At 71.0% G+C, this 16,081-nt stretch carries 16 protein-coding genes; 9 read left to right on the top strand and 7 right to left on the bottom strand.

What is annotated here, in order from left to right:
* Nucleotides 1–22: 22 nt before the first annotated feature.
* The 4 genes from HHL10_RS20815 to aptA are packed head-to-tail and all read right to left on the bottom strand — an operon-like array spanning nucleotide 23 to nucleotide 4,915.
* Complete coding sequence (locus HHL10_RS20815; RefSeq protein ID WP_169162321.1) at nucleotides 23–1,420, bottom strand: aspartate aminotransferase family protein; 1,398 nt, start codon at nucleotides 1,418–1,420, stop codon at nucleotides 23–25.
* A 19-nt stretch (nucleotides 1,421–1,439) separates the two neighbouring features.
* Nucleotides 1,440–2,807, bottom strand: a complete 1,368-nt coding sequence (locus HHL10_RS20810) for a glutamine synthetase family protein (protein ID WP_169162320.1) — start codon at nucleotides 2,805–2,807, stop codon at nucleotides 1,440–1,442.
* 3 nt (nucleotides 2,808–2,810) lie between these two features.
* Nucleotides 2,811–3,590, bottom strand: a complete 780-nt coding sequence (locus tag HHL10_RS20805; protein WP_169162319.1) for a gamma-glutamyl-gamma-aminobutyrate hydrolase family protein — start codon at nucleotides 3,588–3,590, stop codon at nucleotides 2,811–2,813.
* Nucleotides 3,587–4,915 (bottom strand): omega-aminotransferase AptA, encoded by a 1,329-nt coding sequence (gene aptA / locus HHL10_RS20800; RefSeq protein ID WP_169162318.1) that lies wholly within the window; start codon nucleotides 4,913–4,915, stop codon nucleotides 3,587–3,589. Before aptA ends, HHL10_RS20805 begins: the two co-directional genes overlap by 4 nt.
* A 212-nt stretch (nucleotides 4,916–5,127) precedes the next feature.
* Between aptA and HHL10_RS20795 the strand changes: the two genes are divergently transcribed.
* The 9 genes from HHL10_RS20795 (at nucleotide 5,128) to HHL10_RS20755 (ending at nucleotide 13,959) form a co-directional block, all read left to right on the top strand.
* Nucleotides 5,128–6,156 carry an AAA family ATPase gene (locus HHL10_RS20795; protein ID WP_169162317.1) on the top strand — a complete coding sequence of 343 codons (1,029 nt, stop codon included), beginning with the start codon at nucleotides 5,128–5,130 and terminating at the stop codon, nucleotides 6,154–6,156.
* Nucleotides 6,153–7,001: a DUF58 domain-containing protein gene (locus HHL10_RS20790; RefSeq protein WP_169162316.1), complete on the top strand. Its 849-nt coding sequence runs from the start codon at nucleotides 6,153–6,155 to the stop codon at nucleotides 6,999–7,001. Before HHL10_RS20795 ends, HHL10_RS20790 begins: the two co-directional genes overlap by 4 nt.
* The gene (locus HHL10_RS20785) at nucleotides 6,964–7,884 is read left to right on the top strand and encodes a hypothetical protein (protein WP_169162315.1); all 921 of its coding nucleotides are present in this window, start codon (nucleotides 6,964–6,966) and stop codon (nucleotides 7,882–7,884) included. The genes HHL10_RS20790 and HHL10_RS20785 overlap by 38 nt, the downstream gene beginning before the upstream one ends.
* The gene (locus tag HHL10_RS20780) at nucleotides 7,881–8,894 is read left to right on the top strand and encodes a vWA domain-containing protein (RefSeq protein ID WP_205833145.1); all 1,014 of its coding nucleotides are present in this window, start codon (nucleotides 7,881–7,883) and stop codon (nucleotides 8,892–8,894) included. Before HHL10_RS20785 ends, HHL10_RS20780 begins: the two co-directional genes overlap by 4 nt.
* Nucleotides 8,867–9,457 carry an MxaK protein gene (locus HHL10_RS20775; RefSeq protein ID WP_169162313.1) on the top strand — a complete coding sequence of 197 codons (591 nt, stop codon included), beginning with the start codon at nucleotides 8,867–8,869 and terminating at the stop codon, nucleotides 9,455–9,457. Before HHL10_RS20780 ends, HHL10_RS20775 begins: the two co-directional genes overlap by 28 nt.
* On the top strand, nucleotides 9,454–10,464 hold the full coding sequence (locus HHL10_RS20770; protein ID WP_169162312.1) for a vWA domain-containing protein: 1,011 nt from the start codon (nucleotides 9,454–9,456) through the stop codon (nucleotides 10,462–10,464). Before HHL10_RS20775 ends, HHL10_RS20770 begins: the two co-directional genes overlap by 4 nt.
* Nucleotides 10,465–10,776: 312 nt before the next feature.
* The gene (aceA, locus tag HHL10_RS20765; RefSeq protein ID WP_169162311.1) at nucleotides 10,777–12,093 is read left to right on the top strand and encodes an isocitrate lyase; all 1,317 of its coding nucleotides are present in this window, start codon (nucleotides 10,777–10,779) and stop codon (nucleotides 12,091–12,093) included.
* A gap of 234 nt (nucleotides 12,094–12,327) precedes the next feature.
* Nucleotides 12,328–13,236, top strand: coding sequence for an alpha/beta hydrolase (locus HHL10_RS20760; protein ID WP_169162385.1), 909 nt, complete (start codon nucleotides 12,328–12,330; stop codon nucleotides 13,234–13,236).
* 243 nt (nucleotides 13,237–13,479) lie between these two features.
* Entirely contained in the window at nucleotides 13,480–13,959 is a 480-nt protein-coding gene (locus tag HHL10_RS20755; RefSeq protein ID WP_169162310.1) for a GNAT family N-acetyltransferase, read from the top strand.
* Between the two features lie 26 nt (nucleotides 13,960–13,985).
* Here HHL10_RS20755 and HHL10_RS20750 read toward each other — a convergent pair whose 3' ends face one another.
* Genes HHL10_RS20750 through ygfZ form a run of 3 tightly spaced genes read right to left on the bottom strand, consistent with a single transcriptional unit; the run spans nucleotide 13,986 to nucleotide 16,046 of the window.
* On the bottom strand, nucleotides 13,986–14,798 hold the full coding sequence (locus HHL10_RS20750; RefSeq protein ID WP_169162309.1) for an NRDE family protein: 813 nt from the start codon (nucleotides 14,796–14,798) through the stop codon (nucleotides 13,986–13,988).
* Nucleotides 14,789–15,103, bottom strand: a complete 315-nt coding sequence (locus tag HHL10_RS20745) for a DUF4936 family protein (RefSeq protein WP_169162308.1) — start codon at nucleotides 15,101–15,103, stop codon at nucleotides 14,789–14,791. The genes HHL10_RS20750 and HHL10_RS20745 overlap by 10 nt, the downstream gene beginning before the upstream one ends.
* A 1-nt stretch (nucleotide 15,104) precedes the next feature.
* Complete coding sequence (gene ygfZ / locus HHL10_RS20740) at nucleotides 15,105–16,046, bottom strand: CAF17-like 4Fe-4S cluster assembly/insertion protein YgfZ (RefSeq protein WP_169162307.1); 942 nt, start codon at nucleotides 16,044–16,046, stop codon at nucleotides 15,105–15,107.
* Nucleotides 16,047–16,081: the final 35 nt, after the last annotated feature.

Genomic DNA, 16,081 nt, shown 5'->3' with positions numbered 1-16,081 from the left:
GTTCCTTTCCCGATGCAGGCCTTCAGAGCCAGCCGTTGCGCGTGGCGTCGGCCAGGGTCAGGTCCAGGCAGCGCTGGATCAGCGCCGCCATCTCGTCGAGCTGCGCCCGCGTCACCACCAGCGGCGGCGCGACGATCATGCGGTCGCCCACGGCACGCATGATCAGGCCGTTGCCAAAGCAATGGCCGCGGCAGACCATGGCGATGTCGATCTCCGGCGCGAAGGGCTCATTGGTGCCCTTGTCGCGCACCAGCGTCAGCGCGCCCATCAGCCCACAGCTCTGCACCTCGCCCACCAGCGGGTGCTCCTGCAACTGCCGGTACAGCTCGGCCATGTAGGGGCCGGTCTCGTCGCGCACGCGCTCGACCAGCTTCAGCTCCCGGATCAGCCTGAGGTTGGCCACGCCCACGGCGCAGGCCACGGGGTGGCCGGAGTAGGTGTAGCCGTGGGTGAACTCGCCGCCTTTCTCGATCAGCACCTGTGCCACGCGCTGCCCCACCATCACGCCGCCCAGCGGCACGTAGCCGCTGGTCACGCCCTTGGCGAAGGTGATGAGGTCGGGCCGGGTGCCGAAGCGCTCGCAGCCGAACCACTGGCCGGTGCGGCCGAAGCCGGTGATGACCTCGTCGCTGACCAGCAGGATGCCGTAGCGGTCGCAGATGCGCTGGATCTCCGGCCAGTAGCTCTCGGGCGGCACGATCACGCCGCCCGCGCCCTGCACCGGCTCGCCGATGAAGGCGGCCACGTTCTCCGGGCCGACTTCCAGGATCTTGTCCTCCAGCCACTGCGCGGCCTGCAAGCCGAACTGCTCGCGCGACAGCCCCAGGCGCCGGCCATGCTCCCACCAGTGCGGCTGGTGGATGTGGACGATGCCGGGAATGGGCAGCCCGCCCTGTTCGTGCATGCCCGGCATGCCGCCCAGCGAGGCGCCGGCCATGGTCGAGCCGTGGTAGCCGTTCCAGCGGCTGATGATCACCTGGCGCTGCGGCTGGCCCATCAGCGCCCAGTAGCGGCGCACCATGCGCACGATGGTGTCGTTGCTCTCCGAGCCCGAGCCGGCGAAGAAGACATGCTGGAACTGCGGCGGCGCCAGCTCGGCCAGCAGCTCGGCCAGCTCGATGGCCGGCGGCGTGCTGGTCTGGAAGAAGGCGTTGTAGAAGGGCAGCTCCTGCATCTGGCGCGTGGCCGCGTCGATCAGCGGCTGTTGCCGGTAGCCCACGTTCACGCACCACAGGCCCGACATGGCGTCGAAGATGCGCTGGCCCTCACTGTCCCAGAGATAAATGCCTTCGCCGCGCGTGACGATGCGCGCGCCGCGCGCGGCCAGCGCCTTGAAGTCGGTGAAGGGGTGCAGGAAGTGGGCGGCGTCGGCGGCCTGCCAATCCCGGGTGGTGCGTCCGCGGTAGAGCGATTCGGTCATGGGCGTTCCTCCTCGTTTCTTAGACGTGCAGCAGCAGGTGCTCGCGCTCCCAGGGCGAGATCACCTTCATGAACTCGGCGAATTCGGTTTCCTTGACCTCGGCGTAGACGGTGATGAAGTCACTGCCCAGCACCTCGGCCAGCGCCTCTTCGGCGCGCAGCTTCTCCAGCGCCTCGCCCAGGCTGCGCGGCAGCGCGTAGTCGCCTAGGTAGGCGTCGCCCTTGCACTCGGGCGTGGGCTCGATGCGGTTCTTGATGCCCAGGTAGCCGCAGGCCAGCGTGGCCGCCAGCGCCACATACGGGTTGGCATCGGCGCCGATGACGCGGTTTTCCACGCGCCGCGCCGCCGGCGGCGCCACCGGCGAGCGGATGCCCACGGTGCGGTTGTCGGTGCCCCACTGGATGTTGATGGGCGCGGCCGTGAAGCGCGCCAGGCGCCGGTAGCTGTTGACGTAGGGCGCGAACAGCGCCATGGCCGCCGGCACGTACTTCTGCAGCCCGCCGATGTACCAGTAGAACTCGCGGCTGGGGCTGCCGTCGGGGTTGCTGAACAGGTTCTGCCGCGTGTCCTGGCGCAGGATGCTCTGGTGCACGTGCATGGCGCTGCCGGGCTCGCCGGCGATGGGCTTGGCCATGAAGGTGGCGAACATGTCGTGCCGCATCGCCGCCTCGCGCACCGTGCGCTTGAAGAAGAACACCTCGTCGGCCAGCGCCAGCGGGTAGCCGTGGAAGAAGTTGATCTCCATCTGGCCCGCGCCGATCTCGTGGATCAGCGTGTCCACGTTCAGCTCCATTTTTTCGCAGTAGTCGTAGACGTCCTCGAACAGCGGGTCGAACTCGTTGACCGCGTCGATGGAGTAGGCCTGCCGCGAGGTCTCGGCCCGGCCGCTGCGCCCGATCGGCGGCTTCAGTGGCATGTCCGGGTCGGTGTTGCGCGCCACCAGGTAGAACTCCAGTTCCGGCGCCACCACCGGCTCCAGGCCCTCGGCCTTGAACAGCTCGCACACCCGGCGCAGCACCGAGCGCGGCGCGAAGGGCACGAGGCGGCCGTCGCGGTCAAAGCAGTCGTGGATGACCTGCGCCGTCGGGTCCGTGGCCCAGGGCACGATGCGCACCGTGGCCGGGTCGGGGCGCAGGTGCATGTCGCGGTCGGTGGGCGTGATGACGTCGTAATAGGGCCCCTCTTCAGGGAACTCGCCCGTCACGCCCATGGCCACCACGACCTCCGGCAGCCGCATGCCGCGATCCTCGGTGAACTTCTGGCGCGGCAGGATCTTGCCGCGCGCCACGCCGGTGAGATCGGGCACCAGGCACTCGATCTCCGTGACGCGCTGCTGGTCCAGCCACTGCTCCAGGTCGCTGTAGGTGAAGTTGTCGCGTCCTGACATCACTCATCCCTCCTGCTGGTCGCGGCGTCGGGCCGCTTGTTGCCGGCATGCGTGGCCGAAGGCCTGCAGCAGCCGCATCGAGATCGGGTTGTTCGGGGCCTGCCACTCCGGGTGCCACTGCACCGCCAGCGCGAAATCCATGCCATGCACCGAGAAGGCCTCGACCAGGCCGTCCGGCGCGCGCGCCTCCACGCGCAGCCCGGAAGCGAGGCGGTTCACCGCCTGGCCGTGCACCGAGTTGACGCGGAAGGCCTCCTCCTGCACCACCGCCTGCAGCAGCCCGCCGGGCTCCACGTGCACCTCATGCGCCAGCGCGTACTGCGCCTCGGCCGTCTCGCCCTGGCCGCGGTGGTCGGCGTAGCCCGGGAGCGAGTGCACCGCCTGGTGCAGGCTGCCGCCCAGCGCCACGTTGAGCTCCTGCGCGCCGCGGCAGATGGCCAGCAGCGGCAGGCGACGCTCGATCAGCTTGAGGATGAAGGGCAGGGTCCAGGCGTCGCGCCGGGGGTCCAGCGGCAGCGTGGTGTCGTGCACCGGCTCGCCGAAATGGCGGGGATGCACGTTGGACGGCGAGCCCGTGAGCAGCACGCCGTCGGCCAGGTCGAGCAGGGCGTCGAGCTCCTCCGGCGCCGCGTCGGGCACCACCAGCGGCAGCGCCCCAGCCAGCCGCACGGCGGCCACGTACTTGGCGCCGGCGACATGGAAGGGGTGCTGGCCCAGCACCCGGTTGCACGCCGGCACGAGCACGACCGGCGGGGAGGAGCTTCTGTCGCCGGCGCAGCTCATGCCGCGCGGCGCAGGGCGCCGGCCAGCGTGTCCACGATGCGGTCGATGTGGCTCTTCTCGATGATCAGGGGTGGCGACAGCGCGATGGTGTCGCCGGTGGTGCGGATCAGCACGCCTTGCTCCCAGCAGTCCAGGAACACGTTGAAGGCGCGCTTGGCCGGCGCGTCGGGGATGGGCGTGAGCTCGATGCCGCCGACCAGGCCGATGTGGCGCACGTCCACCACCAGCGGCAGGTCCCGGAGCGAGTGCAGCGCCTGGCCGAAGTAGTCGTGCAGTTCGCTGGCGCGGGTGAGCAGGTTTTCCTCCTCGTAGGTCTGCAGCGTGGCCAGCGCCGCCGCGCACGCCAGCGGGTGCGCCGAGTAGGTGTAGCCGTGCGGGAACTCGATGAGCTGTTCCGGGCCGTGCATGAAGGCGTCGTGGATCTCGCGCTTGGCCAGCACGGCGCCCATGGGCACGCAGCCATTGCTCAGGCCCTTGGCCACCGTCATCAGATCGGGCGTGACGCCGAAGGTCTGCGCCGCGAAAGGCTGGCCAGTGCGGCCGAAGCCGGTGATGACCTCGTCGAAGATGAGCAGGATGCCGTGGCGGTCGCAGATCTCACGCAGCCGCTGCAGGTAGCCCACCGGCGGCAGCAGCACGCCGGTGGAGCCGGCCACGGGCTCGACGATCACTGCGGCGATGGTGCTGGGGTCGTGCAGCGCGCACAGCCGCTCCAGGTCGTCGGCCAGCTCGGCGCCATGCGCGGGCTGGCCGAAGCTGAAGGCGTTGCGCGCCGGGTCGTGGGTGTGGCGCAGGTGGTCCACGCCGGCGAGCAGCGTGCCGAACAGCTTGCGGTTGCCAACGATGCCGCCCACCGAGATGCCGCCGAAGTTCACGCCGTGGTAGCCGCGCTCGCGGCCGATGAGCCGGGTGCGGCTGCCCTCGCCGCGCACGCGGTGGTAGGCCAGTGCCATCTTCAGCGCCGTCTCCACCGACTCGGAGCCGGAGTTGGTGAAGAACACGCGGTCCAGCCCGGGCGGCGTGAGCTTGACCAGTTCCTCGGCCAGCTCGAAGGCCTGCGGATGGCCCATCTGGAACGGCGGCGCGTAGTCCAGCGTGGCCGCCTGCTGGGCGATGGCCTGCACGATCCGTGGTCGCGCATGCCCGGCGTTGACGCACCACAACCCGGCCACCCCATCGAGCACCTGCCGTCCTTCGGGCGTCCAGTAATGCATGCCTTCAGCGCGGGCCAGCATGCGCGGCGCCTGCTTGAACTGCCGGTTGGCAGTGAAGGGCATCCAGTGGGCGTCGAGGGAAGAAGTGTCGGTGGTGCGGTCAGTGGTCATGAGCTCTTCAAGAAGCGCGGCGCCTGCAGCCGCGGGCCATACCAGTCTATTCCTCGAAAGGGGGATGCCGCAGCCGGTCCGGCGCTCGGGCTTGACGCAACCAGGGGCGCGGGCGCGACCCTGCGCCGGCCCGGGTCATCGCCCCGATGGGGGATCGCCACGACGGTTGCGCGGGCATCCTCGTGCTTGCGAAAACCGCGCAAGGAGCAGGCATGGCGCTGGACCTGGGCTGGCTGGCGGCGCAGCGTGAGCAGGCGCTGGCGCTGGAGCGCGAAGTGGCCCGCGTGGTGGTGGGCCAGGCGCGCGCCATCCGCCTGGTGAACATCGCCGTCTTCGCGCGCGGCCACGTGCTGCTGCAGGGCGACGTGGGCGTGGGCAAGACCACGCTGCTGCGCGCCTTCGCGCGCGCGGTGGGCGGCGCCTTCGCGCGGGTGGAAGGCACCATCGACCTGATGCCCGCCGATCTGGTCTACCACACCCATATCGGCGCCGACGGGCGTCCGGCCGTGGACCCGGGCCCGCTCATCGCGCAGGGCGGCGAACTGGCGATCTTCTTCTTCAACGAGATCAACCGCGCCCGCCCGCAGGTGCACTCGCTGCTGCTGCGCGCCATGGCCGAGCGCAGCGTCTCGGCCTTCAATCGCGAGTTTCAGCTGCCCCACTTGCTGGTCTTCGCGGACCGCAACCGCGTCGAGCGCGAGGAAACCTTTGAACTGGCCGTGGCGGCGCGGGACAGGTTTTTGATGGAAATCACCATCGACACGCCTGCCGACGAGCTCGAGCGCGAGGCGCTGGTGTTCGACCCGCGCTTCCACGACACCGACGCACTGGTCGAAACGCTGCCCTCGGGCCTGGTGCGGCACCGCGAGCTGGGCGCTCTGGCTGCCGCCATCCAAGGCCACATACAGGCTTCTCCGACATTGCGCCGCTACGCCTTGGCGTTGTGGCGGGCGAGTGAGCAACCAGGCCGGCACGGGGTGCGGCTGGCGCAGGAGGCCGTGGACCCGTCGGCGCTGCTGATGGCCGGCGCCAGTCCGCGCGGCATGAGCATGCTGCTGCGCGCCGCGCGCGTGGCGGCTTGGCTGGACGGGCGCGATCACCTGGTGCCCGAGGACCTGCGCGCGGTGTTCCATGAAGTGATGGCGCACCGGCTGGTGCTGCAGCCGGTGTACGAGCTGCGCCGCGCGACCCTGGTGCCGGAACTCACCCGCGCCATCCTGCAAGCGGTGCCGGCGCCGTGATCCAGCCGCCGCCTGAATTCCATTACCGCCTGCCCGGGCCGGCGCAGGGCCTGCGGGCGGGCGCGCACCGCAGCTTGGGCGGCGAGGGTGGGCTGGAGTTCCGTGGCCATGCCGACTGGCTGCGCGCGCCGGACGCGCGGCGGCTGGATGTGCGCGCCACGCTGCGGGACCCGTTCCAGCGCTGGCAGGTGCGGCTGCACAGCCCGCCCCGGGCGCAGACGGTGTGGCTGATCGCCGATGTCTCCGCCTCCATGGCCTTCGGCGCGCCGCGGCGCCTGGACGTGCTGGCGGACTTCGCGCGGAGCCTGGCCTGGTCCGCCTGGCGTACGGGCGATCCCTTCGGCTGCGTGGCCTGCGACGACCGCCTGCGCGAGGAGCTGCTGTGGCCGCCTGCGCGCCAGGCCGGCCGGGCCGAGGCGCTGGGGAGCCAGTTGCGCGCGCTGCGGCCCGAACGCCAGGGCAGCCGGGCGCTGGCGCAGGCGGCGGCGGTGCTCGGTGCCTCGCGGGGGCTGCTGTTCCTGGTGTCGGACTTCCATGTGCCGCTGGAGGAAGTGAGGCGCTGGCTGGACGCCTTCGTGAGCCACTGGGTGGTGCCGGTGGTGCTGTGGGACCGCTACGAGTTCGAGCCGCGCGGCCCGGCCGGGCTGCTGCCGCTGGTGGATGCCGAAAGCGGCGCGCGGCGACTGCTGTGGTGGCGGCCGGGGCTGCGCGAGCGCTGGGCGCAGGCCGGGTGCGAGCGGCGCGAGGCGCTGCAGCGCTGCTTCGCCCAGGCGCGGCTGCGGCCGCTGTTCATCGAGGGGGCCTTCGATGCCGATGCCGTCACGCGTCACTTCCTTCAGGGTTGAACTGGTAGCCGCCGGCCTGCTGGCCACCGCGCCGGCGCCGGCGCTGGCGCAGACAGTCCAGCTGCACGAGATCGAGCCGCGCACCTTCGGCTACCAGCTCGGCGACCTCATTGAGCGCCATGCCGAAGTCAGCGTCCCGGCCGGGTGGCGGCTGGATGAGGCCTCGCTGCCCGTGCCCAAGCCCGGCTTCGCCATCGAGCTGCGCGAGGCGCGCTGGGAAAAGCCGCCGTGGTGGCGTCCCGGTGGCACGTTCCGGCTCACGCTGCGCTACCAGGTGCTGGGCTCGCCGCCGGCGCCGCAGCTGCTGGAGCTGCCGCCGGTGCTGCTGCGCTTCGAAGGCAAGCGGCCCCAGGGCGTGCGGCTGGATGGTGTGCCGGTGATGGTGTCGCCGCTGGTGCCGGAGCCGGCGCCCGAGCGCCGCGGCTTCGGTGCCCTGCAACCGGACCTGCCGGCGCCGCTCATCCCGGTCCAGCCTCTGAAGGCGCGGCTGGCCGCTGAAGGCCTGATCGCCGTGCTGCTGCTGGGCGGGCTGGCGCTTGAAACCTGGGGCTGGCCGGGGCGCCGGGTGGAACGTCCTTTCGATCAGGCCTGGCGCACGCTGCGCCGGCTGCCCGATGAGACCAGCGCGGCGCAGTGGCGGCAGGCGCTGGCGGTCTTGCACCAGGCCTTGAATCGCAGCGCCGGCGAAGTGCTGTTCGCGCCCGGTCTGGACGAATTCCTGGCCCGCAAGCCGGCCTTCGCGCCGCTGCGGCCGGAGCTGGAACGCTTCTTCGCGCTGTCGCGCCGCAGCTTCTTCGCGCCGGGGAGCGAGGACATCCCCGACCCGGGCTGGCTCAAGGGGCTGTGCCGGCGGGCGCGCGCGCTGGAGCGGGAGGTCCGGTGAGCCTGTCGCTGGATCAGCCGCTGTGGCTGCTGCTGTTGCCGCTGGCGCTGCTGCCCTGGCGGCGGCCGGGCGGGCTGCCGGTGATCCACGGCGCGCTGGCGCTGCTGCCGCCCGATCCGGTGGGGCAAGCCATTGCGCTGGGACTGCGGGTGCTGGGCTCGGTGGCGATCGCGGCGCTGGTGCTGGCGCTGGCCGGCTTGCGGCAGCCGGAGCGGGTGGTGCAGCGCGTGGGGCGCGGCGCCGAGATCGTGCTGCTGCTGGACCGCAGCGCCAGCATGGACCAGGGTTTCAACAGCCGGGCCGCCGGCGGCAGCGGTGGCCTCAGCGCCGAGGGCGGCGGGCGCGGACGCGCCAAGAGCCGCGTGGCGCGCGAGGTGCTGTCCGAATTCGTGGCGCAGCGTTCCGGTGATCGTTTCGGCCTGGTGGCTTTCAGCTCGGTGCCCATGCCGGTGCTGGATTTCACCGGCCGGACCGCAGCCGTGCAGGCCGCCATTGCCGCCGGCGGCGTGGGGCGCGGGCTGGGTGAGACCGACATCGGGCAGGCGGTGCAGGCGGCGCTGGACTATTTCGACGAACGCCGCTTTGGCGGGGCGCGCATCGTGCTGCTGGTCTCCGACGGCGGCGACCACCTGGAGCCGGCCGTGCGCGAGCGCATCACGCAGCGCATGCGGCGCAACCGGGTGTCGCTGTACTGGCTGTACCTGCGCTCCACCGGCAGCCCGGGGCTGGTGGCCGAGGGCGGCGATGCCGAGGCGGCCTCGAATGTGCCGGAGGTGTTCCTGCATCGCTTCTTCAGCACGCTGGGGCCGCAGTACCGGGCCTACGAGGTGGGCGATCCGGCGGCGCTGCAGCGCGCGGTGGCGGACGTGGCCCGGCAGGCCGACCTGCCCAGCAGCTTCGACGAAACCCTGCCGCCGCGCCGGCTGGACGGTCTCTGCCTGGCGCTGGCGCTGGGGGCGGGCCTGTTGTTGTGGGGGGCGCAATGCCTGCAGCGCGCACGTTGGGCCTGAGCCGCCGCGCGCGCCGGCGGGGGCTGCTGGGCCTGCTGGCGGTCTTGCTGCTGGCGCTGGTGCTGGACGCCTCGACGCTGTGGCGCGCGTCGCGCTGGAACGGGCTGATCCGGGAAGGGCGCGTCCTGGCGGTGCTGGGCCCTGAGGCGGCCCGGGTTCCGCAGGAACTGCCGGCGGCGCTGCGTTTCGCCATCGCCGGCGAGCAGGCGGCCCGCGGCCAGGGCGAGGCGGCGCTGGACGGCTGGCGCGCGCTGCAGTCGGAAGACAGCGCATTGGGCCGCGCCGCGCGCTTCAACGCCGCCAACGCCTTGCTGCGCGAGGCCGAGCGGCTGCGCGCCGGTCAGCAGCCGGGGCAGGCCATCGCCCTGGTCGAGCTGGCCAAGGAGAACTTGCGCGAGCTGCTGCGCCAGGACCCGGGCCACTGGGCCGCCCGCTACAACCTGGAGCGCGCGCAGCGGCTGCAGCCCGATGCCGACCCGGCGGACATCGCCCCGGCGGCGGCGCCGCAGAACGCCGAGCGCGCCGCCACCACGATGCGCGGCGTGGCGCAGGGGCTGCCGTGAGCGGTGATGCCGTCTCATGGTTCGACAAGGCCCGGCGCTGGTGGCCCGGCCCCGGCCGGCGCGCGCTGCCGGCGGCGGTGCTGCTGCTGGCGCTGGCAGTGCTCGATGTGACGGTGCCGCTGGAGCTGGCCCGGCCGGAAGCCGTGGTGGTGCTGGACGTCACGCAGAGCATGGACGTGGCGGACGTGCCGCTCGATGGGCGCACGGTGTCGCGCCTGGCGTTGGCGCGCGCGGCGCTGCACGACGCGCTGGGGCGGCTGCCTTGCGGCTCGCGCATCGGCCTGGGCCTGTTCACCGAGCACCGCAGCGTGCTGCTGCTCACGCCGCTGGAGGTATGCGAGCACCTGCGGGAGCTGCGCGAGGCGCTGGCGCGCATCGATGGGCGCATGGCCTGGAGCGGCAACAGCGAGGTGGCCAAGGGGCTCAACAGCGCGCTGCGCCTGGCGCGGGCGCTGCCGGAGCAGCCGGCGCTGGTCTTCGTCACCGACGGGCATGAGGCGCCGCCGCTCAATCCACGCTACCGGCCGCCGCTGGACACCGAGTCCGGGCGCGAGGCCGGCTGGCTGCTCGGCGTCGGTGGGCTGCAGCTCTCGCCCATTCCACGCAGCGACCCGCAAGGCCGGCCGCTGGGCTTCTGGAATGCGAGCGAGGTGCTGCAGGTGGAGCCGTTCAGCCGCGGGCGCGGCGGCAGCGTCGAGGGCGAGCGCATGGTGGAGGAGGCCGGCCCGGCCCCGCCGGACCTGGGCGCCACCCCGGGGCGCGAGCACCTGTCGGCGCTGCGCGAGCCCTATCTGCGGCGGCTGTCCCAGGAGGCCGGGTTGCGCTATGCGCGGCTGCAGTCTGCCTCGCAACTGCTGTCGCTGCTGCAGGACCCGGCCCACGCGCGGCGGCAGCGGGAGCGGGTGTCGCTGCGTCCGTGGCTGGCCTTGGCCGCGCTGGCGCTGCTGGTGGCCCGCCATCTGGGGCCGTTTCGACGGCCGGCAGGGCGGCACGGCCGATCACGGTGAGCCCGCGAGTGCTGTCCGAGGGGCTTGGCACCGGCGCGCACCCTCAGGAAGTCCCTTAAGGGAAGACCCTTCTTCGCACGCTGAAAAACGCTGTTTCGCATTGCGAAATTCACGGGTGCTGCGACGCAGCAATTTTTCCCATGACAGGAAATGTTATGCCGCATTGTGGAATATTATGATTAAGTTATTGATTTATTTAGGAAAAATTTTCTGTCTTATATAAGACATAAGTCTACTGACTGACCGCTTCTGCCTTTAGGCTTTAGCCATCGATTCACCTGTTTCATCTCTCACCGCAGAAGGAGTCTCCCGATGAGCCAACTGACCCGCGAACAGCAGATCGCCGCCCTGGAGAAGGATTGGGCCGAGAACCCCCGTTGGAAGCTCGTGAAGCGCGGCTACAGCGCCGCCGACGTGGTGCGTCTGCGCGGCAGCCTGCAGCCCGAGTACACGCTGGCCCAGCGCGGTGCCGAGAAGCTGTGGGAGAAGGTCAATGGCGGCGCCAAGAAGGGCTACGTGAACGCCTTCGGCGCGATCAGCGCGGGCCAGGCGATGCAGCAGGCCAAGGCCGGCCTGGAAGCCGTGTACCTGTCGGGCTGGCAGGTCGCCGCCGACGGCAACACCTCCGAAACCATGTACCCCGACCAGTCGCTGTACGCGTACGACTCGGTGCCGACCATGGTTCGCCGCATCAACAACACCTTCAAGCGTGCCGACGAGATCCAGTGGTCGCGCGGCATCAACCCCGGCGACGAAGGCTTCGTCGACTACTTCCTGCCCATCGTGGCGGATGCTGAAGCCGGCTTCGGCGGCGTGCTCAACGCCTTCGAGCTGATGAAGAACATGATCGCCGCGGGCGCCGCCGGCGTGCACTTCGAAGACCAGCTGGCCGCCGTGAAGAAGTGCGGCCACATGGGCGGCAAGGTGCTGGTGCCGACCCAGGAAGCCATCGAGAAGCTGATCGCCGCGCGCTTTGCCGCCGACGTGATGGGCGTGCCCACCATCGTGCTGGCCCGCACCGACGCCGAGGCCGCCAACCTGATCACGAGCGACCACGACGCCAACGACAAGCCCTTCCTGACCGGCGAGCGCACGCAGGAAGGCTTCTACCGCGTCAAGAACGGCCTGGAGCAGGCCATCAGCCGCGGCGTGGCCTATGCGCCCTACGCCGACCTGGTGTGGTGCGAGACCGGCGTGCCCGACATCGGCTTCGCCCGCGAGTTCGCCCAGGCCGTGCACGCCGCCTGCCCCGGCAAGCTGCTGAGCTACAACTGCTCGCCCTCGTTCAACTGGAAGAAGAACCTGGACGACAAGCAGATCGCCTCGTTCCAGGAAGAGCTGTCGGCGCTGGGCTACAAGTACCAGTTCATCACGCTGGCCGGCATCCACATTAACTGGTTCAACACCTTCCAGTTCGCGCACGCTTACGCCCGCGGCGAAGGCATGAAGCACTACGTCAATATGGTCCAGGAGCCGGAGTTCGCCGCTCGCGAGAAGGGCTACACCTTCGTGTCGCACCAGCAGGAAGTGGGCGCCGGTTACTTCGACGACGTGACCACGGTGATCCAGGGCGGTTCCTCCAGCGTCAAGGCGCTGGCCGGTTCCACCGAGGAAGAGCAGTTCCACTGATCTCAAGCATTCACTGATCCACTGAGCCTGTGCGTGGGGTGCGGGCTGCCGGCGACACGATGCCGGCTTTTCAGTGAATTCGTGCGCCGGGCGAACCTCGGCGCACGTGGCCCGCTGGTCCACCAGGCCAGCGGGCTTTTTCCTTGAGGGCGCCAAGGCAGGGCGCGCGGGCATACTCGCCGCCCGTCGCATTCAGGACCTCGTCGCTTGAGCACCCACTTTCTCACGCCGCAGATGGCCGGCTTGCTCGCGCGCATGGCGCGCGTGAAGACGCCGCCGCTGCACGCCATGACCCCGGCCGAGGCGCGCGCGGCCTACACGCTGCGCGCCGAGGTGCTGGACCCGCCGCGCGCGCCGCTGGCGCGGGTCGAAGACTTCACCATTCCCGCCGCCGACGGCACGCCGTTGCCGGCGCGGCTGTACGCACCCTCGCACGAGCGGCTGCCGCTGCTGCTGTACCTGCACGGTGGCGGCTTCGTCATCGGCAACCTGGGGACGCACGACAGCCTGTGCCGGCAGCTGGCGCTGCGCAGCGGCGGGGCGGTGGTGGCGCTGGACTATCGGCTCGCGCCCGAGCACCGCTTCCCGACCGCGGTGGACGACGCCTGGGCCGCGATGCACTGGCTGGCGGCCCAGGCGCACATGCTCGGGCTGGACGCCTCCCGCCTGGCCGTGGGCGGCGACAGCGCTGGCGGCACCCTGGCGGCGGTGTGTGCCCTGCATGCGCGCGACCGCGGGCTAGCGCTGGCGCTGCAACTGCTGATCACGCCCGGCACCACCGCGCATGCCGACACGGCCAGCCACAAGCTCTTCGCCAACGGCTTCGTGCTGGACGCGGCCGCCATCGCCTGGTTCTTCGATCACTACATCGAGCACCACCACCGGCGCGACTGGCGCTTCGCGCCGCTGGAGGCCGACGTGGACGGCGTGGCGCCGGCCTGCGTGATCCTGGCCGAGTGCGATCCGCTGGTGGACGAGGGCGTGGCCTATGCCGACCAGCTGCGCGCCGCGGGCGTGCCAGTCGAGCTGGAGCTGTATCGGGGCCTGACGCACGACTTCATCAAGATGGGCCGTGCCATTCCCGAAGCGAAGCTGGCCCAGCAGGTTGCGGCCGAGGCGCTGCGCCAGGCCTGGGAATCCTGAGGGCAGGGCCTTGGCGCTGCGTTGTCAGAACAACGTACATGGTTGTCCTGCGGCATGCCTGCGAGGTGCGGTGTAGACAATCTGCGCGGCTGGGCCGGCTCATGGGCGGAGCGGGTGTCCAGGTTACCTGAGCAACGTACATGACATTCCTGCGCGATGGTCGTGCCAGAAAGCGAAGAGGAGTACGGCCCGGCCTTCGACGCAGGAACATGGCGCTCTGTTTAGCAAGCTGAAACAACGTACATGATTAACTCAAACATTCATCCACCTCACTGCGACACCACAGTCCGTACAGGAAGCTGGCAGCAACTGGGGTCTGCGGCTCAAGCCATTCGCCAAGCGGTCTTCGTGGAGGAGCAGGGCATTCCAGCCCAGTTGGAACGCGACCCGGCCGACACCGGCTGCCTGCATGCCGTGGCTTTCGATGCTGCGGGCCAAGCTGTGGGCACCGGCCGGCTGCTGCCGCTGCCCGATGGCGTGATGAAGCTGGGCCGCCTGGCGGTGCTGCGTTCGCAGCGCGGCCAGGGCGTGGGCCAGGTCTTGCTGCAGGCTCTATTGGACGCAGCCCATGCGCAGGGCGCTCGCGAGGTGATGCTGCACGCGCAGCAGTCAGCTGCCAGTTTTTACTTGCCGGCCGGCTTCACGGTGCGCGGCGACGAGTTCATCGAGGCGGGGCTTCCGCATGTGGAAATGGTCCTGGTGTTGGACCAGGACCAGAGCTGAAGCCCGGCGCCTTCCAAGATGGTTTTTCAGGAGGCGACGCTGACCGCCTCGGCAGATGGTGTGGTCGGCATCGTTGCAGGCCACTGCGGCAGCTCCACGCGCCGGCGTTGCGGCTGCGGGCCATGGCTCAGCTCCACCACGACGAGGCGCCGGCTCTCGCGCTCGCGCACCAGCACCGTGGAGCTGCGCGTGCCGTAGTGCGGCATGTCGATGAACACGGAGGACAGGCCGCGCTCCAGCTCCAACGGCACCCCGGTGCTGGGCAGCTCCGCATCGGGCACGCGCTCACGGTGCGACAGCGCATGCAGCAGCGTCTCGACCAGCGCCTCGGCGCTGTCGCTCTCCCGCAGCGCCTGCGCCAAGCCGGCCTTGAGCCGGCGCAGCTTGGGCCAGGGCGTGTCCAGCACGGCGTTGGAAACAGCATGCAGGCCGGGTGCCAGCGGATGCGGCGTCGGATGGTCGCTGCCGGTCCAGAACAGCTCGCCGCCTGCGATGTCGCCCGCGATCAGGTTGAACGGGTTATGGCCGGCAGCCGCCAGCTCGGCGCAGAAGCCGGCCGGTTCGGCAGCGCCATGCAGCCACTGCGTCACGATCTCGCCGCGCGAGGGCGCGTCGGGGCGAACCGCGCCGGGCCGGCGCACGTTGGTGAGCATGGCCAGCCGGCCAGTGACGGTGAGGCCCATCCAGGTGCCACCGGCCCTCAGGTCCCGGCCGGCGAGCGTGCCGTCCGGCCAGCGGTGCAGCGGCGCGGTGGGGCGGTCCAGGAACTCGTCCCGGTTGGCGGCCACCACCAGGTCGAAGCGGGGATCGGCATCCCAGGCCAGAGCGATCAGGCACATGGCTCGAATATCTCCACGTGGCGCGGGCCCAGCACCAGCAGCGCCAGCGCCGCCGTCGCGGCATGGGCAATGTGCGCCTGCAGTACCGCGTCGATGCCGCCCGGGCGCGCGTAGCACTCCATGAGCGTGCGCTGGCCGTCGGCATCCTCGCTCTCCGGACGCTGCAGCAGCGCGCACTGCAGGTCCGGATGCGTGCGCTGCAACCCGGCCTGCAGCCCGCGCACGGCCTGCACGCAGGCGCCCAGGTCGGGCAGGGCCACGCGGTAGTACACGAACAGCTGGCGCCCGCCCGGGGCGCTCGTCAAGTCAGGCGGCATCCAGCGGCAGGTCGTAAGGCAAGGGCGCCTGGCGCAGCGCCGGGCCGTCGGGGCTGCGCAGGTGCAGCGAGGGCGCCTGCAGCGCGGCGATCTTCAGCTCCACCAGCGCGGCGTGGCGGCCCTGCAGCGAGGCGGCATCGACCACCATGCCCGACGGCTGCGTCGGGTCGTCGCCGGCGGCGAACACCTCCTGGCCCGGCGCGGCGTCGGCCTCGGCATCGAACAGGAAGGCACGGCGCTTGAGCGTGCCGCGGTACTGGCTGCGCGCCACCACTTCCTGGCCCGGGTAGCAGCCCTTCTTGAAGTTCACGCCGCCCACCAGCTCCAGGTTCACCATCTGGGGCACGAACTGCTCGACAGTCGGGCCCACGACGCGCGGCAGGGCGCTGCGCACTTCCAGCCAGCGCCAGGCCTCTTGGCTCAGTGCCGGCAGCGCGGGGGCCGGCGCCTCGGCCGCGGCGGCCAGCAGCCAGCGCGGGATGCCGTCGGCGTCGGGGAGGCGGATCACGTCGGCCTCGCCGTGGCGCACGCGCTGCCAGGGCTGCTGCGGCGCGGCGTCACCCAGCCAGGCTGCGGCACTGGGGCCGGCCAGGCCGTAGAGGCGCAGGTCGGTGGCCTCGCTGAGCTTGCACTTGGCGCGCAGCACGAACATCGACAGGCGCTTGAGGCTGGCGGCCAGCACGTCGGCGCTGCAGGCCAGCAGCACCTCGTCCGGTGCGGGACGCCAGGTGATGAAGCTGGCCAGCAGCCGGCCCTTGGCCGAGCAGTAGCCCGCCAGGCGGGCCGAGGCGGCATCCAGAGACTGGATGTCCTGCGTGAGCTGGCCGTGGAGGAAGGACGCGGCATCCTCGCCGCGGGCGCGCACCAGGCCCCAGTGCGTCAAAGGCACGGCACCGTCGAAGGTACCTGCCGGAATGAGGGTGTCGGTCATCCGGCCATTATCATCAGCGGCTTTGCCCGGGGCGG

Origin of the sequence: Azohydromonas caseinilytica, assembly GCF_012927045.1 — a bacterium.
Classification (GTDB): Bacteria; Pseudomonadota; Gammaproteobacteria; order Burkholderiales; family Burkholderiaceae_C; genus Azohydromonas; species Azohydromonas caseinilytica.
Note: the sequence above shows the minus strand (reverse complement) of the source record. Positions and strands in the feature narration are given on the sequence as shown.

Coding starts and splice junctions, on each gene's coding strand:
- HHL10_RS20750 (WP_169162309.1), bottom strand. CDS start 14,798: ATGTGCCTGATCGCTCTGGCCTGGGATGCCGATCCCCGCTTCGACCTG.
- HHL10_RS20815 (WP_169162321.1), bottom strand. CDS start 1,420: ATGACCGAATCGCTCTACCGCGGACGCACCACCCGGGATTGGCAGGCC.
- HHL10_RS20810 (WP_169162320.1), bottom strand. CDS start 2,807: ATGTCAGGACGCGACAACTTCACCTACAGCGACCTGGAGCAGTGGCTG.
- HHL10_RS20805 (WP_169162319.1), bottom strand. CDS start 3,590: ATGAGCTGCGCCGGCGACAGAAGCTCCTCCCCGCCGGTCGTGCTCGTG.
- HHL10_RS20785 (WP_169162315.1), top strand. CDS start 6,964: ATGCCGATGCCGTCACGCGTCACTTCCTTCAGGGTTGAACTGGTAGCC.
- aptA (WP_169162318.1), bottom strand. CDS start 4,915: ATGACCACTGACCGCACCACCGACACTTCTTCCCTCGACGCCCACTGG.
- HHL10_RS20755 (WP_169162310.1), top strand. CDS start 13,480: ATGATTAACTCAAACATTCATCCACCTCACTGCGACACCACAGTCCGT.
- HHL10_RS20795 (WP_169162317.1), top strand. CDS start 5,128: ATGGCGCTGGACCTGGGCTGGCTGGCGGCGCAGCGTGAGCAGGCGCTG.
- HHL10_RS20775 (WP_169162313.1), top strand. CDS start 8,867: ATGCCTGCAGCGCGCACGTTGGGCCTGAGCCGCCGCGCGCGCCGGCGG.
- ygfZ (WP_169162307.1), bottom strand. CDS start 16,046: ATGACCGACACCCTCATTCCGGCAGGTACCTTCGACGGTGCCGTGCCT.
- aceA (WP_169162311.1), top strand. CDS start 10,777: ATGAGCCAACTGACCCGCGAACAGCAGATCGCCGCCCTGGAGAAGGAT.
- HHL10_RS20760 (WP_169162385.1), top strand. CDS start 12,328: ATGGCCGGCTTGCTCGCGCGCATGGCGCGCGTGAAGACGCCGCCGCTG.